Source organism: Kastovskya adunca (genome assembly GCF_059505785.1).
This window is the reverse complement of sequence record NZ_JCACLG010000008.1, coordinates 1-21,033: the sequence shown is the minus strand read 5'-3', so window position 1 is coordinate 21,033 and position 21,033 is coordinate 1. Positions and strand designations below refer to the sequence as shown.

Genomic DNA, 21,033 nt, shown 5'->3' with positions numbered 1-21,033 from the left:
AGAGAAGCAGAGAGAGTTTATTTCAACCATCCGATGTAGTTTTTTTGTTGAGCGGCGGTGGGCTTTTCGATGGGAACAATTTGGTGGCGACTAAACTGAGGTGTTCCTAACGTAACGGGGAAGGTATGGAGTTCGTCGTGATGGAAAACGCTGACTTGGATAGTGTCGCCAGGGTTATAGTCTTTGAGGCGATCGCTTAATTGTTCTGTTGTCACCCGCAAGTCATCAATCGCCAGCAACTCATCGCCAGCATCAATTCCCGCTACACCCGCAGGAGAACTGCTGTCTACAAACTTGACTAAATCTCGCCCGTTGTTACTCTGTAGCGTTACGCCAAGGTAGGGGGTGGGTTCTTCCTCGACCTCTACCACCTTTAAGCTGAAGGGTTCTAGATACTCATTAAAAGGCAATTCTGCCGTGCCATCGACGTACTGACGGAAAAAATCGCTCAAATCGACACCCGCGACTGATTGTAGGAGATGACGTAGCTGTTCTTCAGTAAAGCCAATTTCCTCCTTACCGAACTGCTGCCACATTTGGCGCATCACATCATCAAGCGATCGCGTATTTCCATATCGCGCCCGAATCAGCAAATCTAGCAAAAATGACACCATTTCCCCTTTTAAGTAGTAGGAAATCTGAGAGTTGTCGCTATTGGCATCCCGGCGATACAGCTTGATCCAGGCATCAAAACTAGACTCGCTCAAAGGCTGCACCTTCCGTCCCGGTATGGCTTGCACTCGGCTAATTTCTTTACTCAAGCCTTCTAAGAACGCCTTGCTATCATAAATTCCTGCCCGATAGGGAATAACTAAGTCGTAATAACTCGTCGTCCCCTCGCAAAACCAGAGCGAGGTAGTATAGCTTTCCTGCTCGTAGTTGAACTTCTCCAGCACCTTGGGACGAATCCGCTTCACATTCCACAGGTGGAAAAACTCGTGCGCCACCAACTGCATAAAGCGGTTGTACTTTTCCGTTGTCCGAAATCCCAAACGGGGGTAAATCAGCGAACAAGAATCCTTGTGTTCTAATCCTCCAAAACCACTAGAGGCAAGGTGCAATAAAAATAGATATTGTTTATACGGTAGTTCCCCGTATAAGTCGGCTTCTACCTCAATAATTTTTTTAGTGTCTTCAATAATCTGCTCTGGATTCGCATTTCCCCGTCCCCAAATCGCCAACTGATGCGGTAATCCCCTCACCTCAAAGTCATACAAGCGCTGGGTTCCAATCTCAAAGGGACTATCAACCAAGGCATCAAAATTGGACGCCGAGAAGGTGTTGGCTTTTCCCCGCACAGGTGGCAAAGGTGTTGTGACTTGCCACTCCGGTTTGGGCGGCACAATTGTCACCTGAATCGGTTCGTTTTCCCAGCCAGGAATGAAGCAGAACAACGCCGCACCGTTAAAGTAGCCGTGGGTGCTGTCGAGGTGATTGGTTCGCACCGTTAGCTCGTTGGCGAAGATGCGGTAACGTACCGTTATTTCCGCCGCCTCCCCTGTCTCAACTTGCCAGTGATTTTTGCCGACTTTTCGGGCGGGTAACGGTTGGCGATCGCTAGTCTCGGCCGTAAAATCTTGGAGATGCTTGGCATACTCCCGCACCAAATAAGAACCGGGCGTCCACACGGGCATCTTCAAGTCCAGTAACGACTCTTGCCACGCCACCTGCAACGTCACCTCAAACAAATGGGACTGGGGCTGAGGCATGGCAACCTCATAGGAAATCGTCGGTAGGGTGCGGTTGTGGCGACTGGCGGGAACCGTTATTGCTTCAGTCATTCTGTATGTGTCCGTTATCAATAGAGAGGGAGAAAGTTTGAAGGATGAAATTAATCGGGACAGCTAAGAGCATCAAAACACCATTTAGCGATCGCCAACTAATAACTAAATCCTATACTCGCCCTGCTAAATGAGTTAATTGCTTGGTATTGACTAAATAAAGTGTCTGATTTGTCGAGTCAATCTTAAGCCAGCCCTTACTCTCAAGCTTTTCGATAATTTTGTTGGTGTCATCAACGGTGATATCGGTGACATCCGCCAAATCTTTAGAGGGAATGTTAAAAATTTCCATTCCGTCTTCAGTCGCTTGACCGTAATTCTCTGCCAAGCTGATCAGAGTATTCGCCAGCTTGACGGCTGGAGGCTGGTGGCGTCGTTGAACGCGAAGATTGGTAAAGCGCAGCCGCTTGACCATAAGCTGCAACATTCGGTGGTGCAGTTGGGGGTCTCTGAAGAGGGTTTGAATGAATCGTTGAGCAGAGACACTCAGCAACTGCACATCAGACAGGGCAACGACATCTGTAGAACGAGGAGATTCATCGAGAATTGCCATTTCTCCAAAAAAATCTCCTCTACCCAAAATTGCTAGGGTGACGGCATCCTCTCCATAGAGGCGTCGGACTTTCACCCAGCCAGAAGCGATAAAGTAAACGGCATTACCCCAGGCATCTTCCATCAAGACAGCGCGGTCTGCTGGGTATTCGTGCTCAACTACAACAGATAGCAGCCAGTCTAATGTCTCTGGATTGGCAGTGTTGAACAGGGGGAAAAGCTCACTAAAAGCTTTGGTCTGCATGAAAGGTCTTTCAGGATAAAGTCTCAGGACGCGCAACTAGTAATGACACTCACTCGCTAGCCTAAAAAACGTTGCGGTTAATGCACGCTCTTAGGCATCGAGATAAGGGTGGCATCTCTACCCAACTACCGGAAGTTAGCTGCGGTGTGTAATCTCCCACGATCCCATTACAGCACACCTGAGTCAACTCCCCCAACTCTCAGGCATTAGGAGTATGTGTCCACGCTTCTTAACAGCGCGGGTTTTAATTTATTAAGAGAGGGTTTGTAAAATTAAGTGAAGGTGGGTGCGATCGCTAAACGGCGCAGCATCTCTAGGTTATCTAACTAGCAGTTGTGCTTGTTCCAGGCAATCTCGCAATTGGTTAGCTAGCACCCGCACATGAGGCTCAACCATCATCGCAATATGGTCGCCAGGGATGTGATAAACCTCTATCGGTTGAGTAGAAAGCTGGCTCCAGTCCCACTGTGGCTCCCGCAAGATTTCAGCAGATTCCTGACTATCAAAATCCTTGGGATGCTCCTCGCTAGATTGGAAAAGAGTAATTCGACCCGGATAAATGTCCTGTGGCACATAATGGGCTTGAAGATTTGCCTTGTAAACTTCCACAAGTCCGCGAACCTGGGTTGTACCCGCCTCAGGAGGGAGCAAGTTCACCCGTTCCAGTCCTTGCTTGAGATAGTTAAATTGCTTGTCTGGCTCTAAGGATTGGAGGATTTCGTAAGATACCTCCAGATTTGTTTCGTACAGGCGTTCTACTAAACCAGCAATCTGAGTCAACCATCTCGCGTTGTCCCAATCCATCCCAACCGTTGACTGACTGCCAGGAAGTGGTGCTGGAGTATCTAAAATCGCTAAGAGAGCGACCTTATGCCCTAGCTTTTCTAACTGAATCGCCATCTCAAAGGCAACTTGTCCCCCGTAGGAATGACCGCCGAGAAGATAGGGGCCTTCTGGCTGTAAGGATTGTATGGCTTCGATGTATTGGGCAGCCATATCTTCAATTCTGGTGTATGGCTGTGATTTTCCATCCAGTCCTGATGCTTGCAGTCCATAAAACGGTTGGTCAGAACCTAGATGATGGGCTAAAGCATACAAGTAAATGACGTTACCCCCTGCCCCAGGTACGCAGAAAAACGGTCGTTTAGAGCCATTCGACTGAATTGGCACTAAGGGAGACCAGGGTAGGTCGGCGTTTTCCTGACGAAGTAGCCTTGCCATCTGTTCAATCGTTCCGGCTTGGAAAAGCGTTGCCAGCGGGAGATTCTTTTCAAATTGCTCCTGGATTTGAGCCATGAGGCGAACGGCTACAAGAGAATGACCACCGAGTTCAAAGAAGTTGTCTTGTACTCCGATGGGGGAGATTTCTAATGTTTCTTCCCAAATATGCACCAGTTGCCGTTCTAAGGCGTCACGGGGGGGAACAATCGTGGCTGCTTTCGCCAGACTAGCGCGATCGCATGCAGGTAAGGCACGGCGGTCTATCTTACCATTGGAAGTTAGAGGTAGGGACTCTAACATGACATAGGCTGAAGGCATCATGTACTCTGGCAACTTCTGCTTAAGCCAGTTGCGTAACTCCTTCGCAGAGGATGGGGATGGGTTAGGGACAATGTAGGCGGCTAAGTATGGGTTACCCGGTACATCTTCTCTGGCAATAACGATCGCTTCTTGAACGGTGGGATGCTGTCTCAGTAATGCCTCAATTTCGCCTAACTCGATGCGGAAGCCGCGAATTTTGACTTGATAATCGATGCGATCGCAAAACTCAAGATTGCCGTCAGGTTGATACCGCACCAAGTCCCCTGTTTTATACAAACGAGACTCAGGATCATTGCTAAAGGGATTTAGGATAAACCGTTCGGCAGTCAGTTCAGGTCGATTGAGATAGCCTCGTGCTAAACTTGCACCGCCGATGTACAGTTCGCCAGTAATGCCGATGGGAACAGGTTGGAGAAATTGATCTAAAACATAAAGTTGAGTGTTGGCGATCGCACGACCAATTCCAGGTGTACCATTGCCTTGTTCGTCGGCAAGCATCAGCCCTGATGTTGTCACCACCGTATTTTCGGTAGGGCCATAGTTATTGATGACCTTAAAGGGCAGAGAAGCCCATGGATATTGATGTAGCTTATCCCCTCCAATGAGCATGATTCGCAACGCTGAATCCGACCATTCCAGAGTAAATAAGCTTTCTGCTAGTGGTGTGGGTACAAACGCGATCGTAATTTCTTGAGATATTAACCAATCTCGTAGAGCAACGGGTGAGTGAATAATTTCCGACTCAACCAGATAAACGCTTGCTCCAGCGGCAAGATAAGGGTATAGTTCCCAGACTGACGCATCAAAAGCGATTCTGGCTAACTGCGTGGCTCGGTCTGATGGAGTAATCTTAAATGTACGTTGATGCCAGAATACTAAGTTGAGTAGCCCTTTATGAGGAATAGCAACTCCTTTAGGCTGACCTGTAGAGCCTGACGTGTAGATAACATAGGCTAAATTTTCGACTGTAACTGGGCTAACAGGATTTGTCTCGCTTTCTTGGGAGATTGCCCCCCAATCTGCATCTAAACAGATTACTTGGGGATTTGGAATGGAGGAATTCTGCTTAAGTATTGCCTGCAACTCAGGTAATTCTTCTAGCAACTGCTTCTGGGTCAAAAGGACGGATACTTGAGCATCGTTTAGCATGAAGGTTAGACGCTCTTGGGGGTCGCTGGGATCTAAAGGCAGATACGCTCCACCCGCTTTGAGAATACCTAGCATCCCGACTACCATCTCAATAGAGCGATCGCTACAAATACCAACCAAAACCTCTGGTTTAACACCCAACTTTTGCAGATAGTGTGCGAGTTGGTTGGCACGGCAATTTAGTTCGTGGTAGGTAAGCTGTTGGTTTTCAAAGACTACTGCTACTGCATCTGGTTTTTTTTCAGCTTGAGCGGCAAATAGCTCATGAATACACTGATTTTTAGGATAATCTGCTTGGGTGTTGTTCCACTCTACAAGCATTTGATGGCGTTCTGTTGGGGTGAGTAGGGGTAAATCACACAGACGTTGGTGGGGGTTAGTGGCGATCGCTTCTAGCAATGTCTGGAAATGCCCTAGCATCCGCTTTATGGTGCTATCGTCAAAGCGATGACAGTCGTAGATCATCCGCACCCCTAATTTTGTACCAGGCAGAACAATCACAGAGAGGGGATAGTTTGTGCGCTCAACAATGTGAACGTTGCTAATAGTTAAGTTGTCGCTTAATTCTTGTATAGATGCATCAACTGGATAATTCTCAAATCCTAAAATGCTCTCAAATAAAGGCAAATCGCGCTTAACATCAATCCATCCCTGAATTTCCACGAGAGAACTATAGGAATAGGGTTCCCGCGCTACCTGCTGTTGCATCAACTGTTGCAGCCAAAGCAATAGGGAAGCGTCTCCTGGTACTTGCACTCGTACTGGTAGAGTATTAATAAATAGCCCCACCATCGATTCCACCTTGGGTAGGCTATTCGGGCGACCGGAGACTGTAGCCCCAAATACAACTTCCGCTTCACCACTGTAGCGACTTAATAGAAACGCCCAAGCCCCTTGTACCAGGGTATTTAAAGTTAGGCGATGCTGTCGAGCCACCGATTGTAGTTCAGTTGCGATCGCTTGTGATAATTGCAGATCTTGTTCGGCGTAGGTTGGTTTGTGGTTGGATAAATTTGCGGCTTTCCCTACAGCTAAAGGGGTGGGAGCAGTAAAGCCTTGCAGTTCTTGCCGCCAGAACGCTTCTGCTTGAGAAAGGTCTTGCTGTTGCAGCCAAATGATATAGTCTCGATAAGGGCGTGACGTAGGCAGATATAACTCTTTTCCTTGGTCAAACGCATCATAAAATGCAAAAACTTCCTTGAGGATAATCGGCAACGACCAACCATCAATTAGCAGATGATGATGGCTCCAGATAAATTGGTAAGTATCGTCAGTAAATTGAATCAGGATACAGCGCATTAGTGGCGCTTGATTCAGTTCAAAACCCTGCTCGCGATCGCCTTTTAGAAAAGTCGCTAACTGCTCTTGCTGCTTGGTTGCAGATAAATGTCGCCAATCGTGCTGTTGCCAAGGGATTTCGACTTGCCGATGGACGACTTGCAACGGCTTCTCTAATTCTTCCCAATAGAAAGCAGTCCGTAAAATTGGGTATCTTTCTACTACTTGCTGCCAAGCTTGTTGAAATGCTGCAACATTGAGATTGCCCTCAATCGTGCAGCTAAATTGGTTGAAATACACCCCCGAATCAGGTGCATAAAGGCTGTGGAAAAGCAGCCCTTGCTGCATGGGCGAAAGCTCATAGATATCTGCGATATTTTCCACTACCCTACCCCCGACTGGATTGTTTGATTTTCTTCATGAATTTATCAAGCTGATTAGAATTCAATCTGGCGGCTGGGAAGTCTGAAGGAGTGTAGCCTTCTGTCTCTGGTGACTGACAGTGGGTAATAAGTGATCGCAATTCCTCAATAAACCCCTGAGCCAAACGTTCAATTGTGGCGCGTTGATGCACCTTCTCGCTGTACGTCCACTCAAATTGCAACTTGCCCGCACTGATGAATCCGTCTATCTCTAGCAAATAGCGACGGTTTCCTAATGGACTGTGATTTGAGCCACTGTTGCTCAGTGTCCAGAGGGAGGGTTCTGATTGTCCTCGATCCAACTGCCCCAGGTAATTAAAACTAATTTCTGCTTGAGGCAGGGATTCCAGCTTTGCTCGTGTTGTTTCATCTGAACTCAGATAACGCAAGATGCCGTAACCTATACCCCGTTTTGGGATTTGACGCAGTTGCTCTTTAATTGATTTGAGTGCTTCCCCTGGATTGAAAGCTTGTAACTGCAAGCGAACGGGGAAGATACTGGTAAACCACCCTACGGTGCGAGATATGTCAACCCCCTCAAACAATTCTTCATGTCCGTCGGTGCGAGATATGTCAACCCCCTCAAACAATTCTTCACGTCCGTGACCCTCTAAGTTAACGAGCAGGGTTTGCTTTCCACTCCACTCTCGCAAGCTTTGCACCAAAGCAGTCAGTAGAACATCGTTAATTTGAGTGTGGTAGGCAGAAGGGACTTCCTGCAACAGGGCGCGGGTTTGTTCTGCACTGAGAGAAACAGATACTTTAGCAGAGGAAGCAACAGTGTTGGCATTTCTACCCTCTGGATAGTCTATAGGTAAGGAAGTAGAGCCACTGGGGGATTGAGTTAGCCAGTAATCTAACTCAGAAGCGACTCCTGATTCGCCATACTCTGCTAATCGAGATGCCCACTGCTTAAAGGATGTTGTCTTCGGTGCGAGTTTTATTGCTTCACCTTGGCTGAGTTGTTGGTAGGCAGTTTGCAAATCCTCCAGCAGAATTCGCCAAGAGATACCATCCACTGCTAGGTGATGGATGACGATGAGTAAACGGTTAGGGTTTGTTTTCTCGCCGTGAGATCCCCCCCAGACCCCCTTAACAAGGGGGGAGAATTCACTCAAAGTCCCCCTTTTTAAGGGGGATTTAGGGGGATCTGAATTGATACCCAGATTAAACAGAGTGGCTCGAACAATTGACCCCTGTGACAGATTCAAGCTGGCTTGCACTTTAGCCGTTGCTGCCTCAAACGCTGCTTGCTGCTCTTGGGGTGCAAGTTGGGATAAATCCACTACATTAAAAGGAATGGTTTCATCGGGAGCCGCATTAACTTGCTGCCATCCCTCCGTTGAATGCTCAAACCTTAGCCGCAAAGCATCGTGATGTTGTAGTAATTGTTGCAAAGCTTGCTGCAATAACTCTGGCTTTAGGTCTGGTGGTACTTCTAGCAGCACAAATTGATTGAAGTGGTGAGGTTCTGCCAGATTCTGCTCAAAAAACCACTGCTGGATTGGGGTTAGTGGTACTGAACCTGTGATTATTCCTTGTTCTGCTTGAGTTTGTAGCGTAGTACCCGCCACAGTCGCTAATTGGGCAATTGTCTGGTGCTGAAATAGCTGCTGAGGTGAAAGCTGTAGCCCTGCTTGATTCGCACGGGAGACGATTTGCAGGCTGAGAATGGAATCCCCGCCTAATTCAAAGAAGTTGTCATGAATGCCGACTTGTTTTAGTCCTAACACCTCAGCCCAGATTTTGGCTAAAACTTCTTCTGTAGCCGTGCGCGGGGCGACAAAGGTGTTGGCGGGTGTGAGATGGGATAAATCGGGTGCAGGGAGGGCGCGACGGTTTGCTTTGCCATTAGGTGTTAGCGGCATTGCGTCTAAGATTACAAAGACGGCTGGCATCATGTAATCTGGCAATTTCTCTTTCAGGAATTGGCGCAACTCATTGATTAATTTGGATCGGTCAGGACATTGATCGGGAACGATATAAGCAATGAGGCGTTTATCGGTGGGGGAATCTGCTTGAACCGTGACAACTGCTTCTCGCACGGTGGGATGTTGAGACAGTACCGCTTCAATTTCTCCCAGTTCAATGCGGAAGCCCCGCACCTTAACTTGATAATCCCTGCGCCCCAAATACTCTAGGCTGCTATCGGGACGATACCGCACCAAGTCTCCAGTTTTATACAACCGTTGCTCAGGATCGGCGCTAAAAGGATTTTGAATAAAGCGTTCAGCGGTCAACTCAGGTCGATTCAAGTAACCTCGCGTTACGCCAGCACCACCGATATACAATTCACCTGTCACGCCGATGGGGACAGGTTGGAGAAATTGATCTAAAACATAGACTTGGGTGTTGGCAATGGGGCGACCAATGGATACAGGTTCTTGAACACCCCGCTCAATGTCTTTACAGGTACAGTAGATGGTGATTTCCGTCGGTCCGTAGATATTAATGATCCGCTGGAGATGGCTTTGCTGATACAGTTGCTGTACAAGGGCGTTGTGTAGAGGTTCACCCCCCAAGGTCATTGAGACAATGCTTGGCGGAAGGGTATGGGTTTGCACCATAGCTGCGATCGCCGAGGGAACACCGTTGATATGAGTAATTCTTGCTGCGACTGATGCAGATAGGCTGGGAAGTTGCAGGATGTTTTCAATGAGGATAATGGTGCAACCGCAACTGAGGGGAACAAACAGCTCCAAAATTGAAATATCGAAGCAAATCGAGGTGGAAGCTAACATCCCCTTCATTTGGGCGGTCGTGACAACTGCTAGGGTGCCATGAATGACTGAAACAGTATTGCGATGTGCGATCGCAACTCCTTTCGGTCTTCCCGTCGAACCAGAGGTATAAATGGTGTAAGCAAGATTATCAGCACTAACGCTACTGCGCGGATTCTCTTGGCTTTCCTGAGCAATAATTTTTTCCCAATCCGAATTTAGAAAAACGACCTTGGCATTGTGTGCTGGAAGTGCTTGCGATAAAGACTGTTGCGTTAACAGCACCGCTATCTCTGCATCTTCTAAAATAAAGCCCAAACGCTCTTTAGGATAGCTTGGGTCTAGCGGCACATAAGCGCCACCCGCTTTGAGGATACCTAATAGTCCCACCACCATCTCCACCGATCGCTCAACACAAATCCCGACTAAAGTTTCTGGAGCAACTCCCAATTTTTGCAGGTAATGTGCCAGTTGATTTGCACGGTGATTCAGTTCTCGGTAGGTCAATTCCTGATTTTCAAATACCAGTGCAATAGCATCCGGGGTTCTTTCGACTTGAGCCTCAAATAATTGATGGATACATTGATTTTGAGGATAATCAACCTGAGTTTTGTTCCACTCCACCAGGAGTTGATCCCGTTCTGCTGGGGTAAGCAGGGGTAATTCACTGAGGCGTTGTTCTGGGTTATTAATAATTGCTTCTAATAACGTCCTAAAATGTTCCTCCATCCGGGCAATCGTGGCAGCATCAAATAAATCAGTATTGTATTTGAAAGCTCCTAACAGCGATTCATCTAGCTCCACCATTTCTAAGAATAAATCAAACTGTCCTTCCTGCTGGGGAATGTCAAATGGCTCTAGCTCTAAACCGCCCCAATTAACGCGAAACTCAGCGTCACTGAGGGTTAGCAGTTTAGCAATTTCCTCGCAGCGTTGCGGCTTTTGGAAGGCGAACGTAACTTGGAATAGGGGAGAGTGGCTGGGATCGCGGTTGGGTTGTAAGCGATCGACAAGTAACCCAAAGGGATAATCTTGATGCGCGATCGCACCTAATACCGTCGATCGCACTTGACTGAGAAATTCTTTGAATGTGGGATTATCAGCAATTTTTGAGCGCAAAACTACTGGATTGACAAAGTAACCCACAACCTCTGAAAATTCGCTAAAATTTCGCCCAAAGGTTGGGGAACCCACTAATATATCCTCTTGACCTGTATAACGATAAAGCAGCACTTGAAAAGCTGCTAAGAACGTCATATAAAGCGTGGCTTTCTCCTGCTGTGCCATACTCTTAAGCTGCTGAGTTAGTTCCTCATTGAGCTTGAAGTGATGGGAAGCGCCCTCATAGGTTTGGATAGGGGGACGGGGGCGATCGCTTGGTAGCTTCAGTACGGGTAACTCGCCTGCTAACTGTTGTTGCCAGTAGTGCCAAAACTGTTCTCCTCGCGCCCCTGCTAGCATCTCAGCTTGCTTTTGAACATAATCTGCGTAGGATGTTGTGAGCGGGGGGAGAGATGCTGAAATACCTGCTTTTTCGGCTGGGTATAGCACTCGTAACTCATCCATTAGCACGAGCAACGACCAGAAATCGCTGGCAATGTGGTGGATAACCAGTAACAGAATATGATCTGTAGGGGAGCGCGTAAACAAACACACCCGCAGGGGTAATTCTTGTTCGAGATTAAACGGACGATAAGCTGATTTTCTCACCTGAGAATTGAGTTCATCCCAACTCCAATTAGAAGCATCAATCTGCTCAAAGGGTACGTCTGGGGAATCCTGAATCTGCTGTAACGGTTGGCGCTCCCGTTCTGTATACGTGCTGCGTAAGGAAGGATGCCGCGAAATTAGCGTTTGAAATGCCTGTTGCAAGGCGGTTACATCCACCTCTGAGCGAATTCTAGCCGTAAATAAGGTATTATACGCCCAACTCTGCGGTGCCAAATTATACAAAAACCATAGCGCTTGCTGACCCTGAGAAAGAGGAAATATGGATTTAGAGGGATTTGATGCGATCGCTTTTTTCTGAAGCAGTTGTGCCAGCAATTCCCGCTTTTGTTCTGGGGAAAGTTTTGTATTCTGAAAGCGATCGCTCATCCATTAACCTCCTCTGTTACTAATAGCTTACTGAGTAAAGCATCAACTTCCTGCTCTGAGAGTTGATCCAAATTAGATAACAACTGCTGTGCCTGATTCGCGTCGATGTTGGCAGGAATATCCGCTGGCTTAAGCAACTGATCCTCTTCATCGGTTGCCGCATTTAAATTATCTTTAAGATGTTTGAGCGAGTCGAGAGATTTCATGACCGCATCAACTTCAACGCCAAAGTCAATTAGACAAGCAATTTCATCCACGCCAATTTTCTTGAGGCGATTCACCATTTCCAAACAAGTATCAGGAGTGCCAAATAAAGCACTGGTTTGGAAGTAGCGTTCAAACGCATAAGCCAGCAAATCTTCTCGCTCTTTTTCAGTCAACTCATCTAGATTTTGAGAACTTTGCCGCCACAAATCCACCGAAGTTTTAAGATAGTTTGTAAACGGCTGTCGCACCTGCTGACGAACCCTAGCTAAATCTTCACCAACAAAAGTATGCAGCATCAGCGTCACATGACCTGCATCAGGAGCGTAACCGTGTTTTGCTCGTGCATTCCGGTAGATAGCAATTTTTTCACCTAATTCTTCAATCGGTTGGAAAAGCAGGGCTGTGAGGATATTAGCCCCCATCGCACCCGCTTCTATAAATCTCTCTTTACCCCCACTACAAGTAATCCAGATTGGTAACTCTGGTTGCTTTGGTAGAGGATAGATTTTAATTGGCGTTTGTTCACCTACACCATTAGGCAATGAAATCAATTCACCCCGCCAAAGCTTTTGTACTGTTTGAATGTTGGAATATAAAGCTTCTGTCCGGTTTTTATAAGCCTTTGGTGCAAGCACAAAGTCATTGGGATTCCAACCTCTAGCAAAGGCAAGATCGACTCTTCCCCCTGATAAGTTATCCACCACAGACCATTCCTCAGCGACTCGGATTGGGTGGTGCAGTGGTAAAACTACACTCCCTGCTCTTAGGCGTACCCGCTTTGTAACCATTGCTAAGGCAGAAGCCAAAACTGAAGGATTGGGATAAATACCACCGAAGGCGTGAAAATGACGCTCAGGTATCCAAACGGCAGTAAAGTCCTGCTCATCGGCAAACTTTGCCCCGTCAATCAACAGTTGATATTTATCGTTAGCAAACTCAGCCTCGTTACTAGAAAAGTAAAACAGGCTAAATTGTATTCGTTCTTTAGCTGTTAGTGTTGGCGACTGAGTCGCGTTAGCTGGCATGGATTGCTTTTGGGAAGGTGCTGCGGGTTGCGCTGATGAAGCGGCTAGTTCACTTGCCTCAGTCCCTGCACCCTCTGTTAAAATCTGGTTGGCTAGCTGGGCAATGGTGACATCCTCTAAAAATGTCTCCATCGGTAGCACTACCTCAAAATTGGCTTCTAAGTCATTTTTAATTTCAATCGCTTTCAGTGAATCAAGCCCCAGCGTATTAATTGGCTGTTGCAGGTTAAGTTGAGCAAGAGGAATCTGCAAGAGTTTTGCAATGCTATTTCGCAGGTCTAATTCCAACGTCCGTTGTTCAAGACTGACAGATTCTCTGCTATTAGATCCCCCTTCCGTCCCCCTTAAAAAGGGGGAAACCAGAGGTTGTTCAAGACTGATAGACTCCCCCCTTAAAAAGGGGGGTTGGGGGGGATCAACTTCTAAGATGCTAGAACCCACCACAGATAAGCTTTCTTCTAAAAACCCTTGCCGACAAGCATGACGTTGAATTTTGCCACTAGACGTTTTGGGAATACCAGCCGTCTTCAGCAGCAGCACAGCATATACTTGCAATTCATGCTGCTTCCATACAGCCTGACGAATTGCCCCAACCACCTCATCAACATCTAACTTCCGCAGATAGGTTCGTTCCACTTCTTGGACAACAACCAATCGTTCTTCGTCATCAACTTCGATAGAAAACGCTGCTCCCGCACTCGATCGCAACGCGGGATGACTTTGTTCTACAGTTAGTTCAATATCTTGGGGATAGTGATTGCGTCCCCGGATAATAATCAAGTCTTTGAGGCGACCTGTAACAAATAACTCCCCGTCCTGCAAAAATCCCAAGTCGCCTGTACGCAGATATGGCCCTTCACCTGTATCTGCCAGGTATGCCTGAAAGGTGTATTCGGTTTCAACAGGACGTTGCCAATACCCCTGCGCCACGCTAGCACCGGATACCCAAATTTCACCCACTTGATTGGAGGCACAGCGAGTTAGGGTTTCGGGATTTGCGATGGTCGCTCCGCGAACCGCCGTTGGCATCGCCATTTTCTGTTGTCCTAAAGCTTGACCACAACCGACCAAGGTTCGCACGTCTTGCGATTCGACCTCTGCCAGAATCACCTGATTTTTCTCTAGCGCTTCTCCCTGGACATTTTGCAATATAGGTGGTGCAGATTTCAGTCCACCTGAAACAATTAGAGTATTTTCCGCCATGCCGTAGCAGGGATAAAATGCCTCTCGCCGGAAGCCGCAAGGAGCAAAGGTTTGTGTAAATCGCTCAATAGTTTCGGCGCGGACGGGTTCAGCACCATTGAAAGCGACTTCCCAACTACTTAAATCGAGTTGCGATCGCTGTTCGGGTGTAATCTTGCGAACACACAAATCATAAGCAAAATTAGGGCCACCGCTAGTAGTGGCTTTGTAGCGAGAAATAGCTTGCAGCCAGTTAAAAGGGCGTTGCAAAAACGCCACCGGAGACATGAGAATGCAAGGGATACCCAGATAAAGGGGCTGAAGCACATTACCAATCAGACCCATGTCGTGGTAAAGAGGCAACCAACCCACAAAAATCGTTTGCTTAGTATGTTGAAACCCCTGTTGGATTAAGCGTTGGTTATGTAACACGTTGCCATGACTGACCATCACCCCCTTGGGTGTCCCGGTAGAACCCGATGTGTATTGAAGAAACGCTAATGTATTGCTGTTTGCATGTGGCAGTTGCCATCCCACTGCCGTATCACTTTGTACCTTATCAGTGGCTAGCCAGTGCAGTGCCTTTAGCTCCGGGAATTCGGTAAATCGTCGCTCTAGATTGGAGAGGATAGAGGTCGTGGTAAGGGCAATTGTCGCTTGAGCATCTGCGATAATCGCTTGCAGACGAGACAAGGAATGGTTGAGTCGAGGGGGATAGGCGGGAACAGCTACCACTCCGGCATATAGACAGCCAAAGAAGGCGGTAATAAATTCCAATCCCGGTGGGTAGAGTAATAAAGCACGGGAGCCAGTTGCATTAAGGCGTTGCAGATGAGCAGCAATGGCTTGCGATCGCTGGTCTAATTCTTGATAGGTGAGGCTGTCTTCTTCGGTTTCGCCATCTGCCAAAAAAATATAAGCAGTTTTGTCGGGTTCTTGATTTGCTCTACTTTGAAGGAGATCGATTAACGTGGCAACATTGGGGCAGGAATCTGGCGAATCATTTAAGCAAACAGTCATGAGGGTTCAGATTAACCAAGAACAACCGAAAGTCCAAGCTCAACACCCAACATTCGGATAATCGGCTTAAAGTCTATATTTACTTCGGGTTAATCATAAAACTACAAGAACTAAAGAATATCCACCTAGAGGTATGTTTAGCAATAAAACTCTGTCTCTAGGTAGATAAAATGACTATATCTAAAGTAGCAGGAAGAGATTAACCAAGTTAGTCCCCACTGGTGTCTCGTCCACAACACCACAACAAAGAATAAAAATCCTTTTACCCTCTGTTAGTTGAGCGAGAGTTTAGCTGATGAGTAAAGGGGTTGAAGCTAGAATTCCCTCCTTTCAGGTTGGGGAGAATGTCAACCGATTCCCTGTTCCCTATTTTCAGATTAGGTAATTTGGGACGCACCTATGTATCAAGATGAAGGAAGGCTCTCTACATGAGATTGAGCCTGAAGCGTCATTCTACCCTTTTGCACCTCCAACTGTGTGAGGCGCAGTGACATTCCCTCTAGGGCGAAGTCCCGCAACTCTAACAAATTACTAATCTTATCGCGTAAGGTTTTGGTGACTTCCGGTGATAAGTCCTTCCCCTCGCTGTACTGGATATCTTCTAAGGATATGGTTCCACGACTTCGGTCTAAATGGGGTACTGCTGTAAAGGCAACTGAATGAGTTTCGCCCGTCTCTTGCATAAAAACTTCAGCCTTCACGCCAATCTTACCGTTACCTGGTAAAGAAAATTCTGCCTGTTGTACATCAACCGTTGTGGATTTACCCTCTACCTGCACGCTTAGATTTTGCAACTCATTATGCACAAGTTCCGAGTTGAGCGCTCGACTAACGTCTTGTTCCGTTAGGACAATACGAGTAGTGGCATCAGTCGGATTTTCCAGCTTAATATCGCCAAAGGCAGCACTCATTGCATCAATGTTGATGCTACCAATGTCAATTTCCATTTCTTCAACGCGCAAGTCTCCCTGCACTATTTTCTTACCTTTCATCGAGACTGAATCCACCTTGCCCTGAATTGCATTAAGGGGATTAGTCTGAATATCTACATCCAACTCCTCCACCTCATCGAGTTGGCTAGAAAATCCAGCTTCTGCTGCCTTGCTGAGTGCTTGTTCGCCGAGTCCTTTATCGCTTGACATCTCTATAGTTTTCAGTGGTACTTTACAACTGGTCACTATAGATATTCCGCGATCGCAATGTCTCTACATAGCGGTGGAATTTAGCCTAATCAGGAAAAATTTATTGTCATCAAGTAGTGCTTACTTAATGAATGAAATGAATGAAAATATAGGCATGAAGCAAGCACTATAGCTTTTAACGAATTGCTTGTGTTCCTATAATTATGGTTTCTGGGACTAAACTACCCAAACGATTTTCTTCATATTCATAGCTAGCCGGGTATAGATATGAATTTGGGGAATGGACATCAACAAGACTAGCAATATCCCTCGAATAAGCAACAGAAATTAAACTAAGCGACTCTCAAGTAAGGAGAAGATCAGATAGAAAAAAGTACGTTTACCTTTAGGCAAAATTTAGCCTGGAGGACAAACAAAATCCTGAAAAGCTTAAGATATTTAATAAAGCGATTTCTTCAAATCTTCACCTATTGTTAGAAAATCGGATTGGCGGGAGTATTCATCCACTGGGGAAACGTTTGCCGCGAAGACCTAGTGCTGTAGATTAAAGCAAGAATATTTTCTGTAGGACAGCCCTAGCGATCGCTACCTCTTTTAGGGTTTGTTTTCGCTCCTTATCCGTCAGATTCAGTTTCAAGGGGACTTTGACTGAATACCCTCTTTCCTTGACACTTCCTGACTCGGAGGAACTGGACGTGTCCCAGCAGCGCTTTTTTAAGGAAACTGGGAGGGATCTCCAGGTTGAAAAACACACCCTAGGGCTGCAACCTTAAGCAATTCTTTCCATTTGAAGGCTAGTTAATGCCCCTGTAGGGGATTGATTTTTGAGAGTGAGAATCGCTTTACTTATACGTTGGAACAAAGATAATAAAAGGATTTTGAGTTGTGTTGATGCCCCGCTGGTCTCTGGGGTTTCTGCTAATAGTGCAGATGCTAGCCGCTTGTAGTAACCCTCAGACCACTGAGTCTAGTAATATCCAGTCTTCTGGCTCGAAAGAGCAAATCGTCTTAGCTATCGGTGGAGAATCAGAGGAAGGCTACGATCCTACCCTTGGCTGGGGGCGCTACGGTTCTCCCTTGTTTCAAAGCACGCTACTCCGGCGCGACGAGAACCTCAAAATTGTCAATGATTTAGCAGAACGCTATGAAGTTAGCGAAGACAGAAAAGTCTGGACGGTAAAAATCCGCGAGGATGCCAAGTTTTCGGATGGTAAGCCACTAACGGCGGAGGATGTTGCCTATACCTTTAACAAGGCGGCGGAAAGTGCAGGGTTGACGGACATAAGCGTATTAGACAGAGCCGTTGCTACCGGAAGTTACGAAGTCGAACTGCGTTTGAAAGAGCCGCAAAGTACCTTTGTCAATCGGCTAATTACCTTGGGAATTGTGCCGAAGCACGCCCACAACGAAAACTATGCCCGCAATCCTATCGGTTCTGGCCCCTATAAGCTTGTGCAGTGGAATGAAGGACAGCAATTAATCGTTGAAGCTAATCCGGAATACTACGGGGAAAAACCCAAAATTGAGCGTTTAGTCTTCCTTTTTACGGAAGAAGACGCTGCTTTTGCAGCAGCGAAGTCTGGGCAAGCGCAGGTAGCGGCGGTACCTCAATCCCTAGCGGTGCAGAAAATTAACGGCATGAAGCTGTACGACGTGAAAAGTGTCGATAATCGCGGCTTGATGTTTCCCTACGTTCCTGCTTCGGAGGGGAAAAAGACCCCTCAGGGCGATCCAATTGGGAATGATGTAACGGCGGATTTGGCGATTCGTCAGGCGATTAACTACGCCATAGACCGGAAGGCATTGGTTGAAGGGGTACTAGAAGGTTATGGTTCCTCTGCTTATGGCCCGGTGACAGGGTTAGCGTGGGAAGAGCCGGATGCGAATATTCAGGATGCCCAACCGGAGAAGGCAAGGCAAATTCTGACGGAGGGAGGCTGGAAAGATAGCGATGGCGATCGCATTGTTGATAAAAATGGCTTGAAGGCAGAATTTACTATTCTCTATCCCTCCAACGACAGTACCCGTCAGGCGTTAGCCTTGTCTGCTGCCGAAATGATTAAGAACATTGGCATTCAGGCAAATGTCGAAGGTAAGAGCTGGGATGAAATCAAACCCCGGATGCACAACAACGTCATCCTCTTCGGCTGGGGAAGTCACGATCAAACGGAGATTTACAACCTCTATCACAGTTCCTCAGCGCAAGGGGACTTTAATAACGCGGGCTACTACGCCAATCAGGAAATTGACAAGACATTAGATCTAGCAATGGGTGCGCCTTCTGAAGAAGAAGCGATCGCCTTTTGGCAAGCTGCACAGTGGGAGGGGCAAACGGGCTTCACCACCAAGGGCGATGCTACTTGGGCATGGTTGGTGAACCTTCACCACACCTATTTTGTCAGCGAGTGCTTGGATATTGGCAATCCTCAGGTCGAACCTCACGGACACGGTTGGCCGATTACTAGCAATATTGCTGATTGGAAATGGGTTTGCAATTAAGGATTGGTTGATGCCACGCCTGCAACCCTTAGCCAAAGCGCCATTGACCACGGACAGCGGATAAATGACCAAAGCGATCGCCCAATTTATTTTTCAGAAACTGCTGCGGTTAGTTCTTTTACTAGTAGCGGTTGCCATCTTTAGCTTCGTTTTAGTAAGCCTTTCACCGATTAACCCGGTGGATGCTTATATCGGTGCGGATATGTTGCAGATTGGGGCAGAGCAACGGGAGCTGATTGCCCAGCGCTGGGGCTTGGATCAACCCATGACAACGCGCTTTTTCCTCTGGCTGCAACAATTTATCCAGGGGAATCTTGGCACCTCAATGATTTTTAATCAACCTGTTACTACCGTCATTGCGACGCGCTTCCAAACCTCTCTCCAGATGCTGGCGGTGGCTTGGTTGCTGTCGGGGGTTTTTGGTCTGTTGTTGGGGGTCTTAGCCGGAGCGTGGGAAGGGTCATGGCTGGATCGGGCAATTCGCCTCTATGCCTACACCCTGGCATCTAGCCCCACCTTTTGGGTCGCGCTGTTGCTGTTGATTACCTTCTCTGTCAACTTCCGCGTGACACCGATTTGTTGTGCCTCACCGCCTGGTGTATTGCTAGAAGATGTGACGATTTGGCAGCGCCTGCACCATTTACTTCTACCCGCCGCCACCTTGAGTCTGATTGGTGTAGCGAGTATTGCCCTACACACTCGTCAGAAATTGATTGAGGTTTTAAATAGCGATTACGCCCTCTTTGCCAAAGCGCAGGGGGAAACTACAGCCGGGTTTGTCTGGCACCACGGCTTACGCAATATCATGCTGCCAGCAATTACCCTACAGTTTGCGTCCTTGAGCGAGTTGTTTGGGGGTTCAGTACTCGCCGAACAAGTTTTTGCCTATCCTGGTTTGGGGCAAGCCACAGTCCAAGCCGCCTTGCGGAGCGACGTACCACTGCTGATTGGTATTGTCTTCTTTAGCGCCATCTTTGTTTATACAGGAAACGCGATCGCTGACATTACCTACCAACTCATTGACCCCCGCATTCGCATTGGCAGGTCTGCGCCATGAAATCCTTGACGCCTCCAGAAAGCGCCACCCTAACCTTACCGGGAAAACAACGCCAGAGATTCGGCAATCGCCGCCACCGCACCCTCTGGACGATTGGGGCGTGCGTCGTGTTTTTGGCAGCCGTTATCCTCAGCAGCCAGATATTAGGGGATGCAGGGCTAAATCCGAGTTTAGGCGATCGCAATCAGCCTCCCAACTTGGCTCATCCCTTCGGCACCGACTGGCTAGGGCGAGACATGCTCACCCGCACCCTGCACGGGCTTTCCTTGAGCCTCTGTATCGGCTTACTAGCGGCGGGATTTAGTGCCGTCATTGGTACTGTCTTAGGGATAATCTCCGGAACAGTTGGGGGCAAAGTAGATGCCGTAGTTACCTGGATTATCGATGTCTTCTTCAGCCTGCCTCACCTGGTACTGCTGATTATGATTGCCTTTGCTGTCGGTGGCGGTACATCAGGTGTAATTATTGCCGTTGCCCTAACGCACTGGACAAGTCTGGCACGCATCATCCGCGCCGAAGTTCTGCAAGTCAGTAGCTCCAACTACGTCCAGCTTGCCTACAAACTCGGACATTCGCCCTTGTGGGTAGCCCGTCACCACATGATCCCTCATGTCATCCCCCAGCTACTAGTTGGTTTAATCCTCCTCTTCCCCCATGCCATTCTCCACGAAGCCGCCCTCACCTTTATCGGCATCGGCTTATCTCCCCACACCCCCGCCATCGGCATCATCCTTGCAGAGTCCATGCGTCACCTATCCACAGGCTACTGGTGGCTCGGCGTCCTCCCCGGTGTCGCCCTCCTAATTGCCGTCAAAGCCTTCGACATCCTCGGCGAAAATCTCCGAACACTTCTTGACCCGAAAACGAGCCAGGATTGATGGGGTGCGGGGGAGCAGGGGAGATGGGGAGCAGGGGAGCGGGGGTGCAGGGGAGCTGAGGGGATGGGGGGAGAAGCACTATTGACCTAATAACCAATCATTTTACGGGCACGGTACTGCCGTGCCCCTACACAGGACTCCCTTCATACTTCATACTTCATACTTCATACTTCATACTTCACCCTTCATACTTCATACTTCATACTTCACCCTTCATACTTCATACTTCATACTTCAC

9 protein-coding genes are annotated in these 21,033 nt (G+C 47.7%); 3 read left to right on the top strand and 6 right to left on the bottom strand.

The features are described from left to right. Positions 1-17: 17 nt before the first annotated feature. From AC5JR3_RS01965 to AC5JR3_RS01940, 6 genes are all read right to left on the bottom strand, one after another. Positions 18-1,781 carry a M61 family metallopeptidase gene (locus tag AC5JR3_RS01965; RefSeq protein WP_495842509.1) on the bottom strand — a complete coding sequence of 588 codons (1,764 nt, stop codon included), beginning with the start codon at positions 1,779-1,781 and terminating at the stop codon, positions 18-20. A gap of 112 nt (positions 1,782-1,893) precedes the next feature. Continuing rightward, positions 1,894-2,577 (bottom strand): Crp/Fnr family transcriptional regulator, encoded by a 684-nt coding sequence (locus AC5JR3_RS01960; RefSeq protein ID WP_495842507.1) that lies wholly within the window; start codon positions 2,575-2,577, stop codon positions 1,894-1,896. Positions 2,578-2,895: 318 nt separating this feature from the next. Further along, a complete protein-coding gene (locus AC5JR3_RS01955) occupies positions 2,896-6,930 on the bottom strand; it encodes a thioesterase II family protein (protein WP_495842505.1) in 4,035 nt (1,344 codons plus the stop codon). 4 nt (positions 6,931-6,934) lie between these two features. Further along, positions 6,935-11,785 (bottom strand): amino acid adenylation domain-containing protein, encoded by a 4,851-nt coding sequence (locus AC5JR3_RS01950; RefSeq protein WP_495842503.1) that lies wholly within the window; start codon positions 11,783-11,785, stop codon positions 6,935-6,937. Next, positions 11,782-15,219: a MupA/Atu3671 family FMN-dependent luciferase-like monooxygenase gene (locus AC5JR3_RS01945; RefSeq protein WP_495842501.1), complete on the bottom strand. Its 3,438-nt coding sequence runs from the start codon at positions 15,217-15,219 to the stop codon at positions 11,782-11,784. The genes AC5JR3_RS01950 and AC5JR3_RS01945 overlap by 4 nt, the downstream gene beginning before the upstream one ends. 404 nt (positions 15,220-15,623) lie before the next feature. Then, entirely contained in the window at positions 15,624-16,361 is a 738-nt protein-coding gene (locus AC5JR3_RS01940) for an LmeA family phospholipid-binding protein (RefSeq protein WP_495842499.1), read from the bottom strand. 891 nt (positions 16,362-17,252) lie between these two features. Between AC5JR3_RS01940 and AC5JR3_RS01935 the strand changes: the two genes are divergently transcribed. The 3 genes from AC5JR3_RS01935 (at position 17,253) to AC5JR3_RS01925 (ending at position 20,795) form a co-directional block, all read left to right on the top strand. After that, positions 17,253-18,860 (top strand): ABC transporter substrate-binding protein, encoded by a 1,608-nt coding sequence (locus AC5JR3_RS01935; protein ID WP_495842497.1) that lies wholly within the window; start codon positions 17,253-17,255, stop codon positions 18,858-18,860. Positions 18,861-18,924: 64 nt separating this feature from the next. Further along, a complete protein-coding gene (locus AC5JR3_RS01930; RefSeq protein WP_495842495.1) occupies positions 18,925-19,917 on the top strand; it encodes an ABC transporter permease in 993 nt (330 codons plus the stop codon). Further along, positions 19,914-20,795, top strand: a complete 882-nt coding sequence (locus tag AC5JR3_RS01925; protein WP_495842493.1) for an ABC transporter permease — start codon at positions 19,914-19,916, stop codon at positions 20,793-20,795. The genes AC5JR3_RS01930 and AC5JR3_RS01925 overlap by 4 nt, the downstream gene beginning before the upstream one ends. Positions 20,796-21,033 lie beyond the last annotated feature (238 nt).

What these genes read in the sequence shown, in the direction of transcription:
- AC5JR3_RS01930 (WP_495842495.1), top strand. Translation starts at nt 18,925, where the DNA reads ATGACCAAAGCGATCGCCCAATTTATTTTTCAGAAACTGCTGCGGTTA.
- AC5JR3_RS01960 (WP_495842507.1), bottom strand. Translation starts at nt 2,577, where the DNA reads ATGCAGACCAAAGCTTTTAGTGAGCTTTTCCCCCTGTTCAACACTGCC.
- AC5JR3_RS01945 (WP_495842501.1), bottom strand. Translation starts at nt 15,219, where the DNA reads ATGACTGTTTGCTTAAATGATTCGCCAGATTCCTGCCCCAATGTTGCC.
- AC5JR3_RS01950 (WP_495842503.1), bottom strand. Translation starts at nt 11,785, where the DNA reads ATGAGCGATCGCTTTCAGAATACAAAACTTTCCCCAGAACAAAAGCGG.
- AC5JR3_RS01925 (WP_495842493.1), top strand. Translation starts at nt 19,914, where the DNA reads ATGAAATCCTTGACGCCTCCAGAAAGCGCCACCCTAACCTTACCGGGA.
- AC5JR3_RS01940 (WP_495842499.1), bottom strand. Translation starts at nt 16,361, where the DNA reads ATGTCAAGCGATAAAGGACTCGGCGAACAAGCACTCAGCAAGGCAGCA.
- AC5JR3_RS01935 (WP_495842497.1), top strand. Translation starts at nt 17,253, where the DNA reads ATGCCCCGCTGGTCTCTGGGGTTTCTGCTAATAGTGCAGATGCTAGCC.
- AC5JR3_RS01965 (WP_495842509.1), bottom strand. Translation starts at nt 1,781, where the DNA reads ATGACTGAAGCAATAACGGTTCCCGCCAGTCGCCACAACCGCACCCTA.